Raw genomic sequence first — 19,544 nt, 5'->3', positions numbered from 1 at the left:
TAATTTATATTGAAAAAAACAGCTGGCAGGAAAATGCATAAGAATAATTTACGCTTTATAAAACTTTAGTCTGCAAACACTTAGCCTATACAACCCAAACACGACCGTTACTTAGCGCTTCTATTAATAGATAAAAAGTATAGTTCTGAAAATAGATAAAAGGCAATAAGTATAGCTTATAAAATATACAATATGCGGTTTGCAGCAAATACGGGCGTTTTTACACACAAAATATATGCGTTTTACTTTGCTTTAAATCCAATAAATAATTACTTTGTTACAATTTGTTCACGCACAAACTTAGAAATAATTTGCTTAGAAATCATGTTTAAACATTTACTTAAACCCCCTCTTATTTTACTTCTGATTACCTGGCTAACTAGTTGTGGGATAGAAGCTTTTGCCCAGACCGGTGTTACCATAACCGGCCGGGTTACCGATGCCAAAACCAATGAGGGCCTGGCGGGGGTAAATATTCACGTAAAAGGCAGAGTAATTGGCACTACCTCTGATAACCGCGGCACCTATTCGCTTACCACTACCACCGAAATCCCTTTCACGCTGGTTTTTTCTTATGTAGGCTTTCAAACCCAGGAGTTTAGCATCAGTAGTAACCGTTCCGACCTGAATGTGGTGATGAGCGAGGTTTCGGCTTTGGGGCAGGAAGTGGTGGTTACGGCTTCGCGGGTAGAAGAGAATATTTTACGCGCGCCCATCAGCATTGAGAAGATGGACATATTAGCCATCCGCGAAACCCCGGCCGCTAACTTTTACGAAGGTTTGCAAAACCTGAAATCGGTAGATATGATTACCAGCAGCATGGGTTTCAGAATAATAAATACCCGTGGTTTTAACAGTACTACCAACCCGCGCTTTGTGCAATTTATCGATGGTATGGACAACCAATCGCCCGGTTTGAATATTCCCATCGGCAATATGGTAGGCCTTTCGGATTTGGATGCGCACAGCGTAGAGATTGTGCCGGGTGCCGCTTCGGCTTTATACGGTCCTAACGCTTTTAACGGCGTCCTTTCCATGACCAGCAAAAGCCCGTTTGAGTTTCAGGGGCTGAGCGCCATGGGCCGGATAGGCGTAAACCATATTAACAGCCCCAATGCCGATGCCAGCCCGATGTACGAGGGCATGATTCGTTACGCCAAAGCCTTCCGGAACCGGTTCGCCTTTAAAGTAAACTTTTCTTATTCCAAAGCACTGGATTGGCACGCCAGCAGTACGGAAAACGTAGACCCTTTTACCCGGGCTACCCTGGGTAACGACCGGAGTAATCCGGCTTACAATGGTTTAAACTTATACGGCGACGAGGCCGTTACCGGCTTACCTATTGGCCCGGGCGGCGCTTCGGTGCGGGTAGCACGCACGCCTTACGAAGAAAAATACCTGGTAGACTACAATACCTTTAACATAAAAGGCGATGCTGCCCTCCATTACCGGATAACCGAAGGTTTGGAAGCTATTTATCAATACAGAGGCGGTAAGGGCACCGCCGTATACCAGGGCGCCAACCGCTACGGAATTAAAGATTTTATTTTACAGCAACACAAAGTAGAACTGCGGGGCGCTAACTACTTCCTGCGGTCGTATGCCACCCTCGAAGATGCCGGCAATTCTTACGACTCCCGTTTTCTGGCGCTTAACCTAAACCGGACCTGGAAACCCGACCAGCAGTGGTTTACCGAGTATGCCGGTGCCTATCTGGGCGGAGTACCCGGGGTTACGCCCAGCAACCACGATGCAGCCCGCGCCTTTGCCGACCGCAACCGGCTTTTACCCGGTACGCCTGAGTTTGAAAAAGAAAAAAACCGCATTGCCGGCGAGCCTGATTTCCGGACCGGTGCCCAATTTATAGATGCAACCCGTATGTATCACACCGAGGGCCAGTACGATTTTAGCAAGTGGACAAATAAAATTGCCGATGTGCAAGTGGGCGGCAGTTACCGGCTGTTCGATTTAAATTCGGAAGGAACTATTTTCAGTGACACCACCGGCAACGATATTACCATTTACGAATACGGTGCTTATGTGCAGGCCATTAAAAACCTGATGAGCGATCGCCTGAAAATAACCACTTCGCTGCGTTTCGACAAAAACGAAAATTTTGAAGGCCGTCTCACGCCCCGCGCTTCGGCGGTATTTACCTTAGCCGAAAACCACCACCTGCGGGCTTCTTTCCAGACCGGCTTCCGGAACCCTACTACCCAAGACCAGTTTATTTTCTTAAACGTAGGCCAGGCTATTTTAGTAGGGGGCGTACCGAGTAACAGCCAGGGACTTAACTTGTATGGCAATAATTCTAATGCGGTCAGTTTATCGTCGGTGCAGGCTTTTGCCGCGCAGGTAGGAGCCGATGTGGCCGGTGGCACGAACTCTTCCCGGGCAGTAATCCAGCGGGCCGGGCTGTTGCGGCCGGCCAATGTGAATTACGTAAAGCCAGAGCAGATAAAAGCTTTTGAAATTGGCTACAAAGGCCTGACGCTGAATAAATCTTTGTTATTTGATTTAAACTACTATTACAGCAGTTATAATAATTTTATTTTGAACTACGCGGTTATTCAGCCCCGCAACAGCCAGGTGGTGCGCAACGAAACCAACACCGGCAACGAGGCCGTGGCGTTTGATGTGGCTACGAATAATTTCCAGCCGTACCAGTTGTATTCTAATGCCACCCAGAAAGTAGCCGCCCAGGGAGCCAGCCTGGGGCTGACGTATTCGTTACCCCGGGGGTATACCCTTAGCGGCAATACCAACTGGAATAAACTAAACCTGGGCGAAAATCATGATCCGGACCAGGTGCCCGGCTTTAACACCCCCGAATGGAAATTTAACGTAACCCTGGCCAACCGCAACTTCTATAAGAATGCTGGTTTTAGTGTGGCTTACCGCTGGTCCGATTCTTATATCTGGCAATCGAGCTTTATACCGGGAATTAACAACGCCGAAATTCCGGCTTATGGCACCTTGGATGCGCAGGTAAGTTATAAGGTACCCAGCCTAAAATCTATCTTTAAACTGGGCGGTTCTAACATTACCAACAACTACTACCGCACGGTTTACGGCGGGCCCTACGTGGGCGGGGTTTATTACCTTTCCATCACCTTCGACGAATTACTCAAATAAGCAGGCCAGCCGGTAAAGTGGTTTTTACAGCTATGCATTTTTAAACAGAATATCCCCATGAAAAATATAAAATTACTCGCCGTTAGCTTTTTGTTTAGCGGTATTTTCTCCGCCTGTTCCTATTCCCCGCCCGAACCGGCCGAAGACCCGACCAATCCCAGAACCCCGCCGGTAGCCGGCAACGCCGACTTCAGCAAATACGTGGCCGTGGGCAATTCCATTACGGCCGGGTTTATGGATAATGCTCTTTACCTGGAAGGTCAGCAAAGCTCATATGCGGCAATGCTGGCCGAGAGAATGAAATCCGTAAACGGCGACAAACCTTTTAATTTTCCAACATTTGGAGCGGAAGAAGGGGCCGGCTTCGGTGGTTTTGCGACCGTGGGCGGAAATCAGGTGCCGGTAGGCCGTTTAAAGTTTCTATTACCCACTTGCCCCAATGCCGATGCCACCAAAACCCTGGGGTTAACGCCCGGCCCTTCCCTGCCCGGCGAAAATCTCGCGCCTTTTACCGGCGATAAAGCTGCCCTGAATAATTTTGGGGTACCGGGGGCCCGCAGCTACCATGTGCTGATACCGGGTTATGGTGCCAGCCCTACGGTCGGCAATCCATTTTTCTGGCGCTTTGCGTCCTCGCCGGCGGCCAGCGTTATCGCCGATGCAGTAGCGGCCAAAGGCACCTTTTTTACTTACTGGCTGGGTTCTAACGATGTGTTGCTTTATGCCATTAATGGCGGCAACGCCAACGCTAATCCGGGTATCAATGCAGCTACTTACGGCCCGAACGACATGACCGACCCGCTGGTATTTGGCGCGGCACTGAAAAGCGCTTTAGATGCCTTGCTCGGAACCGGGGCAAATACCAAGGGCGCCGTGGCCACCATACCGGATGTAACGAAGTTGCCCTTTTTTCAGTTGGTAAATGCCGGCTTGGTAGCCGGCGGAGCCAATGCGCCAATCCCGTTTAACTTATCGGCCGCCCAGGCAGCCGCGCTTAATGCGGCTTACGGTCAGTTTGGGCCCGCAGCAGCGGGCGTAAATTTTAAGGCTGGCAAAGTAAACTACCCGGTTATTACCACCGCTACCGGCCTGCGCCACCTGGACCCTACCAAAGACTTCCTGACCCTGTTAACCCCGCAGGATAATTTACTGTCCGGCCCTATCAGCGCCTGCAATCCGGCGCAACGGGCCGGTTGGGGCATAACTACGCCTATCCCCAACCAGTACGTGCTGGATCAGGCCGAGGCGACCCTGGTAACCAACCGCGTTACCACCTTTAACAATATTATTAAGCAGGAAATAGCCGGCCGCAATAATCGCTTAGCCCTGGTTGATGTAAATATTGCTTTAAGTAATTTAACCAGCCTCCAGAACACGTTAGCTCCGCCGGCCGGGCTTTTCTCTTTAGATGGCGTACACCCAAATCCACGCGGGCAGGCTTTAATTGCTAATACTTTTATTAAAGCCATTAATGAAGCTTTCAGTTCTACGCTGCCGCCCGTAAAACTTAGCGATTACCGCCTGAACACGCTTCCTTCGCAATAAATGCACTGCCTTACCCCATACAAATAAAAAGAAGAGCTGCCTTATCCGCAGCTTTTCTTTTTTATACCCAGAATAAAACCAACAGGTCTGCGTTAAGCTTTCGTAATGTAGCCAGGTGTTGGAATCAGCAAATTTCAACCGGTACGCAGGCATTTTTATTCTCCGGATTATATTACCAGGTATCCGACTTTACCGTATGCGGATAGAATTATGGATGCAACTAAAATTAAAAACGAGCGGATGAGAATAGAGGGATTTGTTACTTTCTCTATTTTTCACCTTTAAATAGGAGTATTATTCTGGAGAATGTTTTACTACTTTTGCTTCATCAATCAATAAATTATTAAATTTAATCTGTTTACTATGAAAAATTATAGTGCGTTAATCTTCCTGTTCTTTTTAACCTTTGTAATTGCCGGTTGCGATAAAGACGACGATGCCGAACCAACAAAAGAAGAAATTATAATGTCGAAGAATTGGAAAGTTACCGAAGCTAAGGCTGTACCTACCGGTTTATCCACTGAGTTTAATCTTTATGGTCTTTTGGTTGATTGCCAAAAAGATAATTTTTTAGATTTTAACACTGGCGGCGTGGTGGTGGTTGACGAAGGGCCAACAAAATGTACACCTAACGCACCACAAACTGTTCCGGGTACCTGGAGCTTCCAGGAAAATGCTACCACCGGCGATGTAATCACAATTAACGGCAATATTTTACTTTCCTATGGTTTAACTACTTCAGCGCCTAGAAACTTAAAGGTTGTAACACTAACCAACCAGACTTTAAAAGTAACTTTTAACGAAGGCCTAACCTTACCTGGCACCACAACAGCAGTTCCTTCAAAAATAGATTTAACTTTTACTGCCCAATAAATACTTGGGTTTAGTTATACCACAAAAAAAGCCACTGCTGAAGTGGCTTTTTTTGTGGGCCGGCATTCAGCTCCTAGGTAATTATAGTTCGCATAAGTCCTGATTTATTAAAATAGAAGGCCGCATACCAGGTGGTTTTCTTTTTAAATATTTTTCTGTATTTTAGGATATTCTCCGCCTGCCCCGTACCGAAGCCTTTAAGAATCAGAATTATATAATTTTATTTTAATTAAAATTGGTGTGCATGTATCTGTCCAAAAGAATTACCGTTGAAGAAATTTCAGAATGGCTGATGCAATTGTAATCTTGTTAATTCCCGGCAACAAACTCCTCTAAACCTGTTACTTAAACTTATTCCTTATGCGAAACCTCAACTCCCTTTTAGTAATGCTGGTTTTAGTGCTGGTGTTTGTTGGCTGTGAGAAAGATAATGATCCGCCCAGTAATTCCGAACTAATCGTTGGCAAAGATTGGAAGATTACGAATTATCTGGTTACGGAAAATACGAGCCCGCCCTACGACCTGTTTACAACGCCCAGTGTTACCAACTGTACCAGAGACGATATTTATAAGTTTTCTTCGGATGGTAAATATATGATTGATGAGGGCGCTACCCGGTGTTACCAGAACGACCCGCAGATTTACCAGGAAGGCACCTGGGTTATTGCGGATAATATTTTAAAATGGACGTATCCGTACCAACGCGGGCATTTTACCGAAACCTACACCATACTGGAGCTAACACCAAAACAAATGGTGCTGGAACGCACTTTTACCGAACAGGGCTATAATTACGTTTTAAAAATCACGTATGTCCCGCAATAATCAATACCAAATAGTACAAACTATATTCCATAGTAAACTACAGGAAATATTGCTCTGTGGGCTTTAATAATATTTGTTAATTAGCTATGGAAGGATGTAAATACGATTTGGTATAAAATACCACTATCTACAGGTTGGCAATATTTATGATAAACCCCCAGGCCACTTACCGGCGGCCTGAGGGTTTATTTCTTTAGTGCGCTTCGAGCCAGTTTTGCCCTACACCTATCCCAATTTCCATGGGTACACTCAGGGGCAGCGCATTTTTCATTAAATTTTCTATGTGGGGTTTTATGTAGTCTATTTCGGCTTTCGGCGCATCAAACAGCAATTCGTCGTGCACCTGCAAAACCATGCGGGCTTTTAGTTTTTCTGCGTTCAGCCAATCGTGGATGTGAATCATGGCAATTTTAATAATATCGGCGGCGGTACCCTGGATAGGCGCGTTAATAGCGTTGCGCTCAGCGTAACCCCGAATATTGGCGTTCTGCGAATTTATATCGCGGAGGTAGCGGCGGCGGCCCAGCAAAGTTTGTACGTATTCCTGCTCGCGGGCTTTACCAATGGCTTCGTCCATGTAACCTTTTACGGCCGGAAACTCCTGAAAATATGCTTCAATTATATCGGCGGCTTCGCGGCGCGGAATATTCAGGCGCTCGGCCAAACCAAAAGCCGAAATACCGTAAATAATACCAAAATTAATGGTTTTGGCTTTCCGGCGCATATCGCTGTCTACCTGGTCGATGGGCACCCTGAATACTTTGGCCGCCGTAGAGGCGTGAATATCCAAACCTTGCTGGAAAGCTTCTTTCATGGTGGCATCGCCGCTGAAATCGGCCATAATGCGTAATTCAATCTGCGAATAATCCGCCGAAATAAGCAAGTGATCCTGATTGCGCGGCACAAAAGCTTTCCGGATTTCGCGGCCTTTTTCAGTGCGAATGGGAATATTCTGCAAGTTGGGGTTGGTAGAACTCAAACGCCCGGTAGCCGCTACGGCCTGGTTAAACGATGTATGCACCCGCCCATCCGACTCACAAATTAATTGCGGCAGCGCATCAATGTAGGTCGATTTAAGCTTGGCCATTTCCCGGTGATCCAGGATTAACTGGGCAATTTCGTGTTTGTGCGCCAGCTTCGATAATATTTCTTCGCCGGTGGCGTGCTGACCGGTTTTGGTTTTTTTCGTTTTTTCCTGAATGCCCAGCTTTTCGAACAATATTTCGCCGAGCTGCTTGGGTGAGCCAATGTTAAACTGGGTGCCGGCCAGTTCGTAAATGCGCTGTTCTAACTCCGCCATATAACCCGATAATTCCTTCGAAGATTCGGCCATGGCGCTGGCATCAATGGCAATGCCTTCTTTCTCGATGCCCGCCAGCACCGGCACCAAAGGGTTTTCTACTTCGGTAAACAGCTTCATCAGGCCATTTTTTTCCAGCAGTGGCTGGAAGTAGTTTTTCAGGCGCAGGGTTACATCGGCATCTTCGCAGGCATATTCATACACTTCTTCCGGCGTTAAATCGGCCATGGTAAGTTGCTTTTTTCCTCTTTTACCAATTAGTTCGGTAATAGAAACCGGCGTGTAACCCAGGTACGTCTCGGAGAGCAAATCCATGTTGTGGCGCATATCTGGCTCCAGTAAATAATGAGCCAGCATGGTATCAAATATTTTCCCCTTTACCTCAATGCCGTACGATTTCAGAATCAGGATATCGTATTTAATATTTTGCCCGATGATGGTAATATTCGGGTTTTCGAGTATTTCGCGGAATTCGTCTACAATGGGCTGGGCTTCAACTAAGTCTAAGGGCACGGTTACGTAATAGGCTTCGCCGGGCAAATAGCAAAACGACATGCCAATCATACGGCCGGTAATCGGGTCGAGGCGGTCGGTTTCGGTATCGAAAGAAATTTCTTTTTGCAGCTTTAAATATTTTACCAGGCTGGCGCGCCGTTCCGGGGTGTTAATTAAATGGTAATCGTGCAGCGTGTTGTTGATATTTTTTTTCTGGCCGGCCGGCAACGGCGCCGGTTCCGGCGCATCTACCAATATTTCGTCCAGATCCTCGAACAAAGAGCTTTGCTGATCCGATTTTTTTCCTTTTACCAGGGTGCGGGTAGTCTTAACGGGGGTTTTGGCCGGAGCAGTTGCCAGACTTGTACCCAAAATCCGCTGCGCCAGTTGCCGGAATTCCAGCTCCTCGAACAAGGCCGTTAATTTTGCCACATCCGGGCCCTTGTACTCAAACTGGCTTTCGTCGAAAGCAATAGGCACATCCAAATGAATGGTAGCGAGTTCTTTCGACAATAATCCTTGCTCGGCGTATTGGATAATATTTTCGCGTTGCTTGCCTTTCAGTTCGTCGGCGTGGGCAATTAAATTCTCAACGGAGCCGTATTTCTGAATCAGGGATTTAGCGGTTTTTTCGCCGATACCCGGAATACCCGGAATATTATCGACGGCATCGCCCTGCAAACCCAGAATATCAATTACCTGCTTTACATTGCTTATTTCCCACTTTTCACAAACCTTTTTCACATCCAAAATATCTACGCCGTTGCCCAGGAAAGCCGGTTTGTACAGAAACACGTGGTTGGTTACCAACTGGCAAAAGTCTTTATCGGGGCTCATCATGTACACGTCAAAATCGGCTTTTTCGGCTTTGCAGGAAAGCGTACCAATAATGTCGTCGGCTTCGTAGCCCGGCAATATCAGCAACGGAATATTAAAGGCATCCACAATTTTTTTCACGTACGGAATGGCAATGCCAATATCTTCGGGCATGGCCTGGCGGTGGGCCTTGTACTCGGTAAAGTTATCGTGCCGGAAAGTTTTCTCCGGCCCGTCCATAGCCACGCCAATGTGGGTGGGTTTTTCCTTGGATAAAACTTCAAACAGCGTATTGGTAAACCCGAGGGCGGCCCCGGTGTTCATGCCTTTGGAATTAATGCGGGGATTTTTGCTAAAGGCAAAGTGCGCCCGGAAAATCAGGGCCATGGCATCCAGCAAAAACAATTTTTTGGTTCTCTCGCTCATAAAATACGTTGGGCTGTCAGGCCGTAATAGAGCCTGATTTACCCTTATTAACTTATCTGTAAAAATTTTGTTCAGGCACCTTCGTGTAACCTCAAAGCTAATGGCTTTTGGCTAAATATTAAGTCTCTATTTTAAGTCTAAAAATTAGCGCAACCGGTCTGTCGGGCCGAGATAAACTTACCCCAAAACACTGCTATTACCAGGAGTTACTGTTTAAAATACATAGCTTAAAGCCAATAAACCAATAATTATCAGCTACTTAACAACCTAATAAACTACCCGTTCCGGGCTGGTTATCATCGGCTTTTAACCCCCTATTTTAGGCATTCATCCGGTGTCTTCGGCCCTTCATTTAAACTAATTTTTATTCGCTTAAATCCTGATGCAAATTTGTAACGCAACCAGATAACAAACCGTTGGTTGCCAACAAAAATTAAACCCCGACCCCTAAAACACCAAAAAGCTATGAAAAAGATTATTTTAACCTTAGTCCTGGCCGCTCAAACCGCTTTCGGTTTTGCCAACGGCCACCAGGCGGTAACGGCCAGTGCCCGTTACGAAAACAGTAAAATGTACCGCCAGCCCGGCACTTCTACCGAAGTTCTCAAAGCCTTGAAAAGCACCGACGAAATTGTGGTAGTGCGCCGCTACAACAGCAGCTGGACCATTGTAACCGTGAACGGGCAAGTAGGCTACATGCTGACGACGGAATTGGCCAAACCCCAAACCACTAACAGCGCGGTAATGGCTAAAAAGTAAAGGTTAGGGTTTCGGTAAGCTCCGTAGGCAGACCGCAAACTTTAAATTCCAGCCTTTAGCATTAATTACCCTTTTAGCCCCGTAAGGCTAAACCCCAAAAGCCCCGTAAGGCTTTATTCCAACCTTCACCCAAGCCCCGTAAGGCTTATTACGCGTTACCAGTGCTGCTAGCCCCGTAAGGCTTCCGCTGGTGCCTCTAAAAAATACCTGAACCTGCAGCAAAAATTTAAAGCCGGCTCCGCCAGAGCCGGCCGCAGGAGGTGTGTTTAAAGCAGCCTAAATTATTCAAAAATAAACAAACCAAAAAACACCAAACTAACGCAAAAACAAAACTATGAAAACAACATTTAACACCCTCAAATTATCAACTTTGGCCCTGGTGCTCACGTTTGCCTCAACCTCCTGTAGCTTATTCGAAAAGAAAGACGATCCGAAACCAGCCAAAAACGAAGTAGAATACAATGGTACCAAATACGAGATGGATGAAAGCCTGATGGTGGAGTACGGGGCCGAAACCTTGTATGGCGATGACGATACCCATTACATTAACGATTTTTATATAGCCAACGGCAATATTTTATACCGGAACGGGACGGTGGAAGAAGTAAGCGGCAGCTTTGCCATTTATACCGAGCTGGTTTCTAATGGAACTGATAAATTTAATACCGGCACCTTTAATTATATTGATAATGGCAATGATGGCAGCCTGAGCGAAAGCCAACTGGAACAAAAGTATAAAGGTAAATCGGTATTTGGCGATGCCCAGATTTATATCGACACGAACGGCAACCGCATGTTATCGGATGAAACGCCCATCCACGCCACTGGCGGTACAGTTAAAGTATCTGGCTCTGGTAATACTTACACCCTGGAATACAACCTGACTTTGGAGAACGGCAAAACCGTAAGAGGCAGTAACTCCAGTAGCTTTTCAAAAATAAACGGCTAATTATTTTTAAACCCGCCTTGCCGGCCCGTAAGCCAGCAACGGTTTCAGTGGCCTGTAATTTCAGTAAGATTACAGGCCACTTTGGTTTAAAGTACCCTTGCCAAAGAGCATCAGTTAATAATCTCGCCTTTGTTATTGGCCAACTTTTCGCGCCATTGCTGGATTTCCGCAGGTGTTTGTCTCTCCCAATCGGTTACTTCGCCAACAATTTTTAATGGTGCCTCGGAGCGGTAAGAGCGGGTTGGGTTACCCGGAAATTTTTTGTCTGTCACATTCGGGTCATTTTCGAAACGCCCGGTTGGTTCAACCATATAAACCCGTTCACGTCCATCGCCTTTGGCTAATGCCGCCGCAAGCCCTGCCCCATTAACCAGGGCTGTGAAATAAATGTGGTTCATTTTGAGTTCAGCTTGGTAATTAGAACTCCCCCCTGCTGTCAGCAAATCGCCAACCTGCAAATCTGCTTTTGTGCCATGATAAAAAGGACCTTTGTCGGATGGTTTATCTTTAAATGTAGTGGCTAAAGCATCTTGCTGTTTTGCCTTCTCCGGTTCGCCTAAGTCTGCATAACATTGGGCAATATTTAAATACAGCGCCGGAAAAGCACTCTTAACGGCATCGTTGTTTATTTTTAAGGCAAACCCTAAAGCTGTTTCGAGCCATTTTAGTTTGTCGGCAATATTTTTTTGCTGGCGGGCTACATAATAAGCAGCCAAAAATTTTTCAAAGTCGTTTGTGGCTTCGTGCCAGGCTTGCTGAAACAGCTTGCTTGCTTCTTCCGGTTGGCCATTTTCTTCCATGACCATACCTTGCAGACAGCGTTTAACAATATGGTTGTTTGAGTTGAATTCCATTTTCTAAATATTTTGCCAGTCTGGCAACCAATAAAGTGTATTACCACAACGGCTACGGACTTGTGTAAAAGGCAGCGGAGGCCATCGGCCGGAGCTGGCGTTTACACGTGGTTGGCGGGCGTACTTTTATTTATCTCTTCAACTAACTGGTCAGAAACTTGATTTGATAAGTTTACAAACTTTTCTAAAAAATGTATTTCTCTTATCCTTATATGTCCATAAGAACCAGCTAGTAAAACCTTATTGTCCATAAGGTATTTGTATCCGTTCTGACTTTCTAACTTTAACTTTGGATTTCTTACAAAGAAGCCCCCTTCATGAGCTAATTTATTCCTTACTAACTTGTAAATATCAATTTCTTCCCAGTAAGCGTTCTTTTCTGCACTTTTTATTTGGCCAATAAGATGTAGATATTTTCTATATTGGTCTAGATAACCAATGCCTTTAAGGTCATTCAAAGTAATAGGACTTAAATTCTTGCTTTCCACAAACTTTGAAAGCATTAAAATGTGATTTTCAAAATTTGCGTAGAGCGCAATAAAAATAGAATTTAAGAAAATCCAATCTATATTTTCTAATTCAGAGAATTCAGGCACATATTCTTCGAAGGATTTAGCTGTCCCATTCGCGTTTTCGTCGATAAACTTTTGAGTATACTCAGCAAGTTCAATCTTATTTCTTGCCAAATTCTTTTTAGCAAGATTTAATAGGATTTCATTATTACCCTTATAGATTAAGTTCACCAGTTTGTTTTGAATTTTATCTAATTGATTCTTAGCATTGCCGCCAACGCTTTGTATAGAAGGCGAACGAGGCTTAGCCGAAGTTTGACTTTTATACCTTGTTGGCCAAAGTTTTTTATTCCTCCCAGAAGATTTTTCTTGTATTTAGTCCATTCGGAGAAATCCTTTTTATCGGTGTTAAGTCGTACCATGTGGTTCCTACCTCTGGTAGTCTGCTTGTAAAGGTTCCATCAGGATTCTTATGAACAAAGTTCATGCTTTTTTCAAGTCGAGTGTCGACAGCAATATGAACTATTGAATCTGCCTTTGTTTTGATTGTAGTTGCACCAAGTGGGAAACGCAAAACTTGCTTGCCTTTTTTATCTGAAACTGTTCTGATAAATACTGAATCGCTTGTAGTAGCAACTGAGTCAAAGTCATAAATAGCTCTTCCTCCTGAATTAGCCTTGTAATAAACTGTTTTTACCGTAAAGTCTCCAAGCTTAGTATATTCTGTCTTTATTGGTAAGGTATCCTTTGGTTGTTCAAGGTCAGACTTAAAATTGAAGATTAATAAGGTATCGTTAGAAATCCATTAACTTATTGAACCATCAATTTCTTGGCCTTCACCTTCCTTAAATTCTTCATCAATTCTAAATAACTCCGTATTAGAAATGTCTGAACTAAAAGCCATTGGTCCATACCTAGCATAATCGTAGATGACAAACTTACCACTTGGTGTAATCTGTTTTCCAAATCTGTAGTACTCATATACTTCTTTCTGCTCACTGCAGGATGAAAAAAGAACAGTGATTAAAAAGAGATACAGTATTCTTATCATATTCTGATTAAAATTATGGCCAACTCATTTATAAACGTAAGTGGTGCATTCATACCACCATTTTCTAAGATATAAACGCACCTAAACCAACGAATATACTATATATATAAACAAGTATAAAGATACAGAATAAAAATTCCGGTCTTTATTGCTTCTTCTGTGTTCAAATAAATTTCTTTGCAAAAAGATTAGTTTACCCGTTAGCCTGTACCTAGGTGTATCTTACTTCACGTCTGATTAAAGAAGCATCGGAGCTATTAAAAAAAATAGCTGAACCTTCTTTTGGGCTTTAAACTTAATCTATTCTTCTATCCGGAAAATTCCTGAACAACGGAGCAGTTGCTACATAATCGTACACCGCTGTCCGGATACGGACGCCTTCGGAAATACTTCTAACTGTCTTTTATCTAAATATTTAAATGCTGGCAGGCATTATTTAATCATTCTATAAATTTAAATAAGAATATTTGCCTACCGGTCTATGCTATTCAAGGTATTAATCTGGTCATTCAACCGGTATAATGAGCACTTCAGGGAATATTATTTTAGGATAATCGAAGCTTTTTGCACCTTTGAAATGCTAACGCACAGCAAGCCAGCCCAATTTGTTAAATATTTCAAGCTGTTATATAGTAAAGCAAAATATTTGGCACGCCGCTTGCACAACTTTAAACAACAGCACATTACCAAGAATAATTTAGCTGTTAACAATAGAATAAATAATTACCCCGACCCCTAAAACACCAAAAACTATGAAAAAGATTATTTTAACCTTAGCCCTGGCCGCCCAAACCGCTTTTGGTTTTGCCGATGGCCACCAGGTAGTAACAGCTAGTGCGCGTTACGAAAACAGTAAAATGTACCGCCAGCCCGGCACTTCTACCGAAGTACTTAAAGCCTTGAAAAGCGCCGACGAGATTGTAGTAGTACGTCGCTACAACCAAAGCTGGACCATTGTAACCGTAAACGGACAAGTTGGTTACGTATTAACGGCAGAGTTAGCCAAACCAGCTAAGCCGGCGACTCAGCAAGTAATTGCTAAAAAGTAAGCTTGTAAAATCTGGGGTGACCGTTCGCCCGTAAGCCAACGGTCACCCCAGATTGGTTTAGCCCCGTAAGGCTTTACCCCAACTGAGCCCCGTAAGGCTTATACTTGAATCAAGCCCCGTAAGGCTTAACACCAACACGAAACACAGCCCCGTAAGGCTGCTTGCTCGTTACCAGTTCTGCTAGCCCCGTAAGGCTTCCGCTAGTATGCTTCAAAAATTAAAAGCTGGCTTCCCGGATAATCAGCAAGCATTTTCCGGGAAGCCAGCAAATTTTCTTTACAAATAAATATTCTGCTTACCTCGCTTCTCTGTCTATTCCTGCTTCGCATTATTCTTACATGAACCCGTTCTTTTCTAAAATAAATTTAGCCGGGCTGTCGCTGATAGCTCTTTTATTTCTTTTTACCTCCTGTACCGAAGATTCCATTCTGGATAAATCCCGTAAAGTAAGCGGTACCGTTGTAGACCAGGCCACCGGTAAACCCCTCGAAAATGTTACGGTACAATTAATTGCCGACGACGATAATATACTGGTGCATGCGCGGGTGGTGCAGGAAACGTTAACCGATGTCAGCGGCAAATTTGCCTTTGCTTACGAACGGGTTGAAGATGTTTACCGGGTTGAAGTAAACAAACCCGGCTACACGTACAAACAATTCTCAAAAGGCAAAAACGGTTTTCCGGATTCTTACGCCGATTTTCAACTCCTGGAATATTTTAAAAAAGAAGAAAACTTTCAGTTCCCGATGTATGCGTTGGGTACGCTGGCGGTTAAGCTCAAAAACAACGCGCCGGCTGCCAGCGCCGATGTAATTGCGGTTACTTGCCCTAACTGCGAAAGCGAAAAAATGGGCATTGTAAAAGCACCCCGCGCTTTTACTTTTACAGGTACCGGCGAACAAACTTTAAACTTAGGCCAGGTAGCCGGTAATACGTATATCCGCCTGAAATATAAAGTAACGCACAATGGCCAAACCCAGGAGCTAAAAGATTCGGTTTACGTACAGCCTTTTGTGCTGAATAATTTCGACTTGCATTATTAAGCTGCCGGCTAACCGGCCATCGTTAATTTAGGTGCCAGACTTTGCGATAACGCCGCGAAGCCTGGCTTTTTTTGTAGTTGCCCCAACATTACAGCGCGGCCTTAAGTATGTGTTGATAAATATTTACCAATACGCTTAGGGCTAAAATATTTGCGCAGGCCGGCACCGCTACAAAATGACAAAAAAATTATTATTCCTTTACTTTTGGCTGTTGGCTTTTGCTACCCGGGCGCAAACTCCGGATTCCGTACTGCACCAGGTATATTTAATTGGCAACACGGCTACGGCGGCGGTGCCGGAGGCAAGTCTTACTGCATTTCAGCAGGAATTAAGCAAGCAAAAGAACCCTTTTACGGTGGTGCACCTCGGCGATATTGCCGCTAACCAAGGTTTGGGCAAAAAAGAAAAATTAACTACCGATAAACTCGATTTACTACTGCAACTTACCAACACCAACCCGCTGGGCAACATGTATTTTGTACCCGGCGATAAAGATTGGGATAATTCGGGACCCGATGGGCTAAGCGATGTGAAGCGCCTGGAAGAATATTTGAGCCGCAACCTGAACCGCAAACAAGTTTTGTTACCCGGCCAAGGTTGCCCCGGACCCGAAATTATAGATATTGGCTCTGGCTTACGCATTATTGCCCTGAATACACAATGGTGGATGCACCCGCATAAAAAGCCCACCGAACCCGATACCGATTGTAAAATAAATACCCGCGAAGATTTTTTAGAAGAACTGGAAGATGCGATTGCGGAAGCCGGTAACCGCAATATTTTATTGGTTGGGCATCACCCCATCATCTCCAACGGCATGTACGGCGGGCGCATGCCGCTCCGCAAACATTTATTTCCCTTCGCCGACCGCAACCCGGCCAATCGCGTACCGCTCCCAATATTAGGCAGTTTCTACGCTGCCTTCCGCCAAAACGTAGGCACACCCCGCGACATGGCTAATCCGGATTACCAAGCATTTAAACAAAAAATGGAGCGCTTGTTAAAAGAAAATCCACCCGTAATATACGCCGCTGCCCACGATTATAATTTGCAGCTAAATTATTCCGAAGAAAATTACCATTTGGTATCGGGCAGTTTTGTACAGCAAGATTTTGTAGGGAAAAATGCCTTAAGTCTGGTAAACGAAGCCAAAACGGGTTTCAGCAAACTTACTTATTATACCAGCGGCAAAGTAACCAGTACTTTTTATACGTTTACCAAAAGCGGTTTGCAGGAACTAGCCACCAAAGTATTATTTACCTCTGCCTGTCAGCCGGCCGAAAATAAGCAAATACCCGTTAACCCATCTTTTGGTCCTTGTATTACCGCATTAGGCACTAATCCTGAAAAAAATAATATTCCTGCGGCCAAACCAAAAAGTTTTGCAACCGTCATCCCCGGTCCGGAATACAAAGCTTCTGGGTTTAAAAAATTCTTTCTGGGTGAACTCTACCGCAAAAGCTGGACCCAACCCGTAAAGCTGCCTTATTTTCATCTGGGTCAAAACCCACAAAATTTATCGTTGTTGAGAACAGGGGGCGGCCTGCAAACAAAAACGTTGCGGTTGCAGGCACCTAACAAAAAGCAATACGTGTTCCGGTCGGTTACCAAAGAGCCAATTGGAGTAGTGCCGCCAGAACTGCGCTACACCGCTATCACCGATTTATTGCAGGAAATAAACCCGACCACACAGCCCTACGGGGCACTGGTTGCCAGCAAACTCCTGGATGCTACCGATATTTTACACGCCCGACCCGAATTATATGTATTAGCCGATGACCCGGCTTTTGGCCCATTACGCGACGAATACAAAAATTTAATCGGCTTTCTGGAAGAACGGCCCGGCGACTCGGAAGATAGCAAAACCTTTTTTGGCGAATCCGACGATATTAAAAAAAGTTACCGCTTCTTCCGGCAATTATTCCAGGACCACGACAACCGCTTAGACGTGCAGGCTTACGGCAGAGCGCGGGCTTTCGATATTTTTATCGGCGACACCGATCGGCACGCTGATAACTGGCGCTGGGCCGAATACCAAAACGGCAACCAACGCCTTTACCGGCCTATTCCGCGCGACCGCGACCAAGCTTTTAGCCGTTGGGAAGGTTTATTTTTCTGGCTCGCCGACCGGGAATGGGCTTCGCTCAGTATTCAGAATTTCGACGAAGAATTAGGCGGCATTACCAGTTTAACCTGGACGGCCCGACACCTCGACCGGTTGTTATTAACTTCCTTGAATAAACAAGACTGGCTGAACTTAGCGACTTACCTGCAAAACAAAATGACTGACCAGGTAATTCACGAAGCCATTGCGCAGTTACCGCCCGAAATAATACCCACGGATGGCCAGGAAATTGGCCGCCGCTTAAAGGCCCGCCGCGAGCGTTTACCCCAGGCGCTGGAAGCATATTACAAATTATTGGCCCGCTACGTAGATGTGGTGGGTTCGAATAAAAACGAATATTTTAAAGTAGAACGCCTGCCCGATGCCAGCGTAAGGGTGCAAGTATTCGAAAAAGATAAAACCACGAACCAGGAAGAAGGCAAACCTTATTTCGACCGCACTTTCTATAAAAACGAAACCAAAGAAATCCGGCTGTACGCCTTCGACGGCAAAGATGTAGTAACTATTAGTGGTGAGGTACCCACCAGTATCCGGGTGCGGGTAATTGGGGGCTACGGCAACGACAGCATCCAGGACGCATCTAAGGTGCGCCGCAGTTTGCGAGGCAACACCCTTATTTACGACAACTCCGACACCAAATTAGCTTTAGGACCCGCCAGCCGCAACCGTACCGCCGATAAACCCAACATAAACCAATATAACCGCCAGGCTTTCGAGTATAACACGTACAACCCCAGCGGCAGTTTGTTATACAATAAAAGCGATGGTCTGGGCATAACTTTTGGTATTAATTACAAACGTCAGCGTTTCCGGAAACCCGATTACGGCAGCTTGTACGGCGTAAACTTTAGGGCTACGCAATTCGGCAACCTGCAACTTACCACCGATTTTACCTGGCGCCAGGCTTTGGGTAATTGGGATGCGGGTACTTTCGTGGATATTGGCCGCAACTTTCCGTTCTACAACTTTTTCGGGCTGGGCAACAACACCTTTAAAAACGAAAACTTATACGACGATAATTATTATGTAGCCCGCTTTAGCGGTTTGGTTAGCCATGTGTATTTGCAGCGGCAGTTTTTCCGCCGCAGTTATTTCCGGATTGGGCCGCGCTACGAAACCTTCTCTTCGCGGATAACGCCGGGCTCATTTATAGAAGAAAATACCGGGCCGCAAGGCGATTTAGCAGACCAGCAATTAGCCGGAGCCAGTGCCATATTTAACTTAGATTTACGCGACAAGCCCATATTTACCCAGAAAGGCTTACGGCTATATGCTAGTCACCAAAGTTTTCGCCGGCTGCAAGATTCCAAAGATTATTTTGGTATTAGCCAAGGCTTTTTAGATTATTATGCCACTGCTCGGTTGGGCTTACCCATAACGTTGGCTTTGCGGTTGGGTGGGGCTAAAAACTACGGTGAAAACCTGCCTTTTTATAAATATACTACCCTGGGCTTGCTCCAAAACTTGCGGGGCTTTGTGCAAAACCGCTTCTCCGGCGATGCCAGTGCTTACCTAAACTCCGAACTGCGTTTCCATATCGGGCAGGTAAACAATTCATTTCTGCCTTTCCGTTATGGTCTCCTCACGTTTTACGACCAGGGCAAAGTGTGGTATCAGGGCGAAGCAGCCGGCGGCTGGCACCGTGGATACGGCGGCGGTTTTTACATTGCACCATTCACCGAGCGGTTTACTTTTTCTACTTTAATACAGCATTCCCGCGAAGAAAATATATTATTTCAGTTTGGCGCCGGTTTCCGGTTTGATAATTAGGGAAATCAATTTTCAAA

At 45.2% G+C, this 19,544-nt stretch carries 13 protein-coding genes; 9 read left to right on the top strand and 4 right to left on the bottom strand.

The genetic code is table 11. From position 1 onward, the window contains the following. The first annotated feature begins 324 nt into the window (after window positions 1-324). From AAE02nite_RS02300 to AAE02nite_RS02285, 4 genes are all read left to right on the top strand, one after another. Window positions 325-3,135: a TonB-dependent receptor gene (locus tag AAE02nite_RS02300; RefSeq protein ID WP_146894833.1), complete on the top strand. Its 2,811-nt coding sequence runs from the start codon at window positions 325-327 to the stop codon at window positions 3,133-3,135. A 57-nt stretch (window positions 3,136-3,192) separates the two neighbouring features. After that, a complete protein-coding gene (locus tag AAE02nite_RS02295; protein ID WP_146894832.1) occupies window positions 3,193-4,680 on the top strand; it encodes an SGNH/GDSL hydrolase family protein in 1,488 nt (495 codons plus the stop codon). Window positions 4,681-5,043: 363 nt separating this feature from the next. Further along, window positions 5,044-5,553 (top strand): hypothetical protein, encoded by a 510-nt coding sequence (locus AAE02nite_RS02290; protein WP_146894831.1) that lies wholly within the window; start codon window positions 5,044-5,046, stop codon window positions 5,551-5,553. Between the two features lie 360 nt (window positions 5,554-5,913). Next, window positions 5,914-6,378 carry a lipocalin family protein gene (locus AAE02nite_RS02285; RefSeq protein ID WP_146894830.1) on the top strand — a complete coding sequence of 155 codons (465 nt, stop codon included), beginning with the start codon at window positions 5,914-5,916 and terminating at the stop codon, window positions 6,376-6,378. Between the two features lie 193 nt (window positions 6,379-6,571). Here the strand turns inward: AAE02nite_RS02285 and polA are convergent, their stop codons facing one another. Beyond that, window positions 6,572-9,415, bottom strand: a complete 2,844-nt coding sequence (gene polA, locus AAE02nite_RS02280) for a DNA polymerase I (RefSeq protein ID WP_146894829.1) — start codon at window positions 9,413-9,415, stop codon at window positions 6,572-6,574. 465 nt (window positions 9,416-9,880) lie between these two features. On the opposite strand from polA, the gene AAE02nite_RS02275 reads away from it, so the two are divergent. Together AAE02nite_RS02275 and AAE02nite_RS02270 are read left to right on the top strand one after the other, a co-directional pair. Further along, on the top strand, window positions 9,881-10,174 hold the full coding sequence (locus AAE02nite_RS02275; RefSeq protein WP_146894828.1) for a hypothetical protein: 294 nt from the start codon (window positions 9,881-9,883) through the stop codon (window positions 10,172-10,174). A 334-nt stretch (window positions 10,175-10,508) separates the two neighbouring features. Beyond that, window positions 10,509-11,123, top strand: a complete 615-nt coding sequence (locus tag AAE02nite_RS02270; protein WP_146894827.1) for a hypothetical protein — start codon at window positions 10,509-10,511, stop codon at window positions 11,121-11,123. 110 nt (window positions 11,124-11,233) lie between these two features. Here the strand turns inward: AAE02nite_RS02270 and arr are convergent, their stop codons facing one another. The 3 genes from arr to AAE02nite_RS02255 all read right to left on the bottom strand — a co-directional run bounded on the left by arr (window position 11,234) and on the right by AAE02nite_RS02255 (window position 13,540). Continuing rightward, window positions 11,234-11,581 (bottom strand): NAD(+)--rifampin ADP-ribosyltransferase, encoded by a 348-nt coding sequence (gene arr / locus AAE02nite_RS26990; RefSeq protein ID WP_371863458.1) that lies wholly within the window; start codon window positions 11,579-11,581, stop codon window positions 11,234-11,236. 497 nt (window positions 11,582-12,078) lie between these two features. Continuing rightward, complete coding sequence (locus tag AAE02nite_RS02260) at window positions 12,079-12,720, bottom strand: hypothetical protein (RefSeq protein WP_146894825.1); 642 nt, start codon at window positions 12,718-12,720, stop codon at window positions 12,079-12,081. 574 nt (window positions 12,721-13,294) lie between these two features. After that, window positions 13,295-13,540: a hypothetical protein gene (locus AAE02nite_RS02255; protein ID WP_146894824.1), complete on the bottom strand. Its 246-nt coding sequence runs from the start codon at window positions 13,538-13,540 to the stop codon at window positions 13,295-13,297. Between the two features lie 752 nt (window positions 13,541-14,292). Here AAE02nite_RS02255 and AAE02nite_RS02250 point away from each other — a divergent pair. From AAE02nite_RS02250 to AAE02nite_RS02240, 3 genes are all read left to right on the top strand, one after another. Next, window positions 14,293-14,589 (top strand): SH3 domain-containing protein, encoded by a 297-nt coding sequence (locus AAE02nite_RS02250; protein WP_146894823.1) that lies wholly within the window; start codon window positions 14,293-14,295, stop codon window positions 14,587-14,589. 338 nt (window positions 14,590-14,927) lie between these two features. Beyond that, window positions 14,928-15,632: a carboxypeptidase-like regulatory domain-containing protein gene (locus AAE02nite_RS02245; RefSeq protein ID WP_146894822.1), complete on the top strand. Its 705-nt coding sequence runs from the start codon at window positions 14,928-14,930 to the stop codon at window positions 15,630-15,632. Between the two features lie 175 nt (window positions 15,633-15,807). Continuing rightward, on the top strand, window positions 15,808-19,527 hold the full coding sequence (locus AAE02nite_RS02240; RefSeq protein ID WP_146894821.1) for a metallophosphoesterase: 3,720 nt from the start codon (window positions 15,808-15,810) through the stop codon (window positions 19,525-19,527). Window positions 19,528-19,544 lie beyond the last annotated feature (17 nt).

The sequence above is a fragment of the Adhaeribacter aerolatus genome (assembly GCF_007991635.1).
Classification (GTDB): Bacteria; Bacteroidota; Bacteroidia; order Cytophagales; family Hymenobacteraceae; genus Adhaeribacter; species Adhaeribacter aerolatus.
The sequence above is the reverse complement of the archived record's forward strand: the minus strand, read 5'-3'. Positions and strand labels throughout refer to the sequence as shown.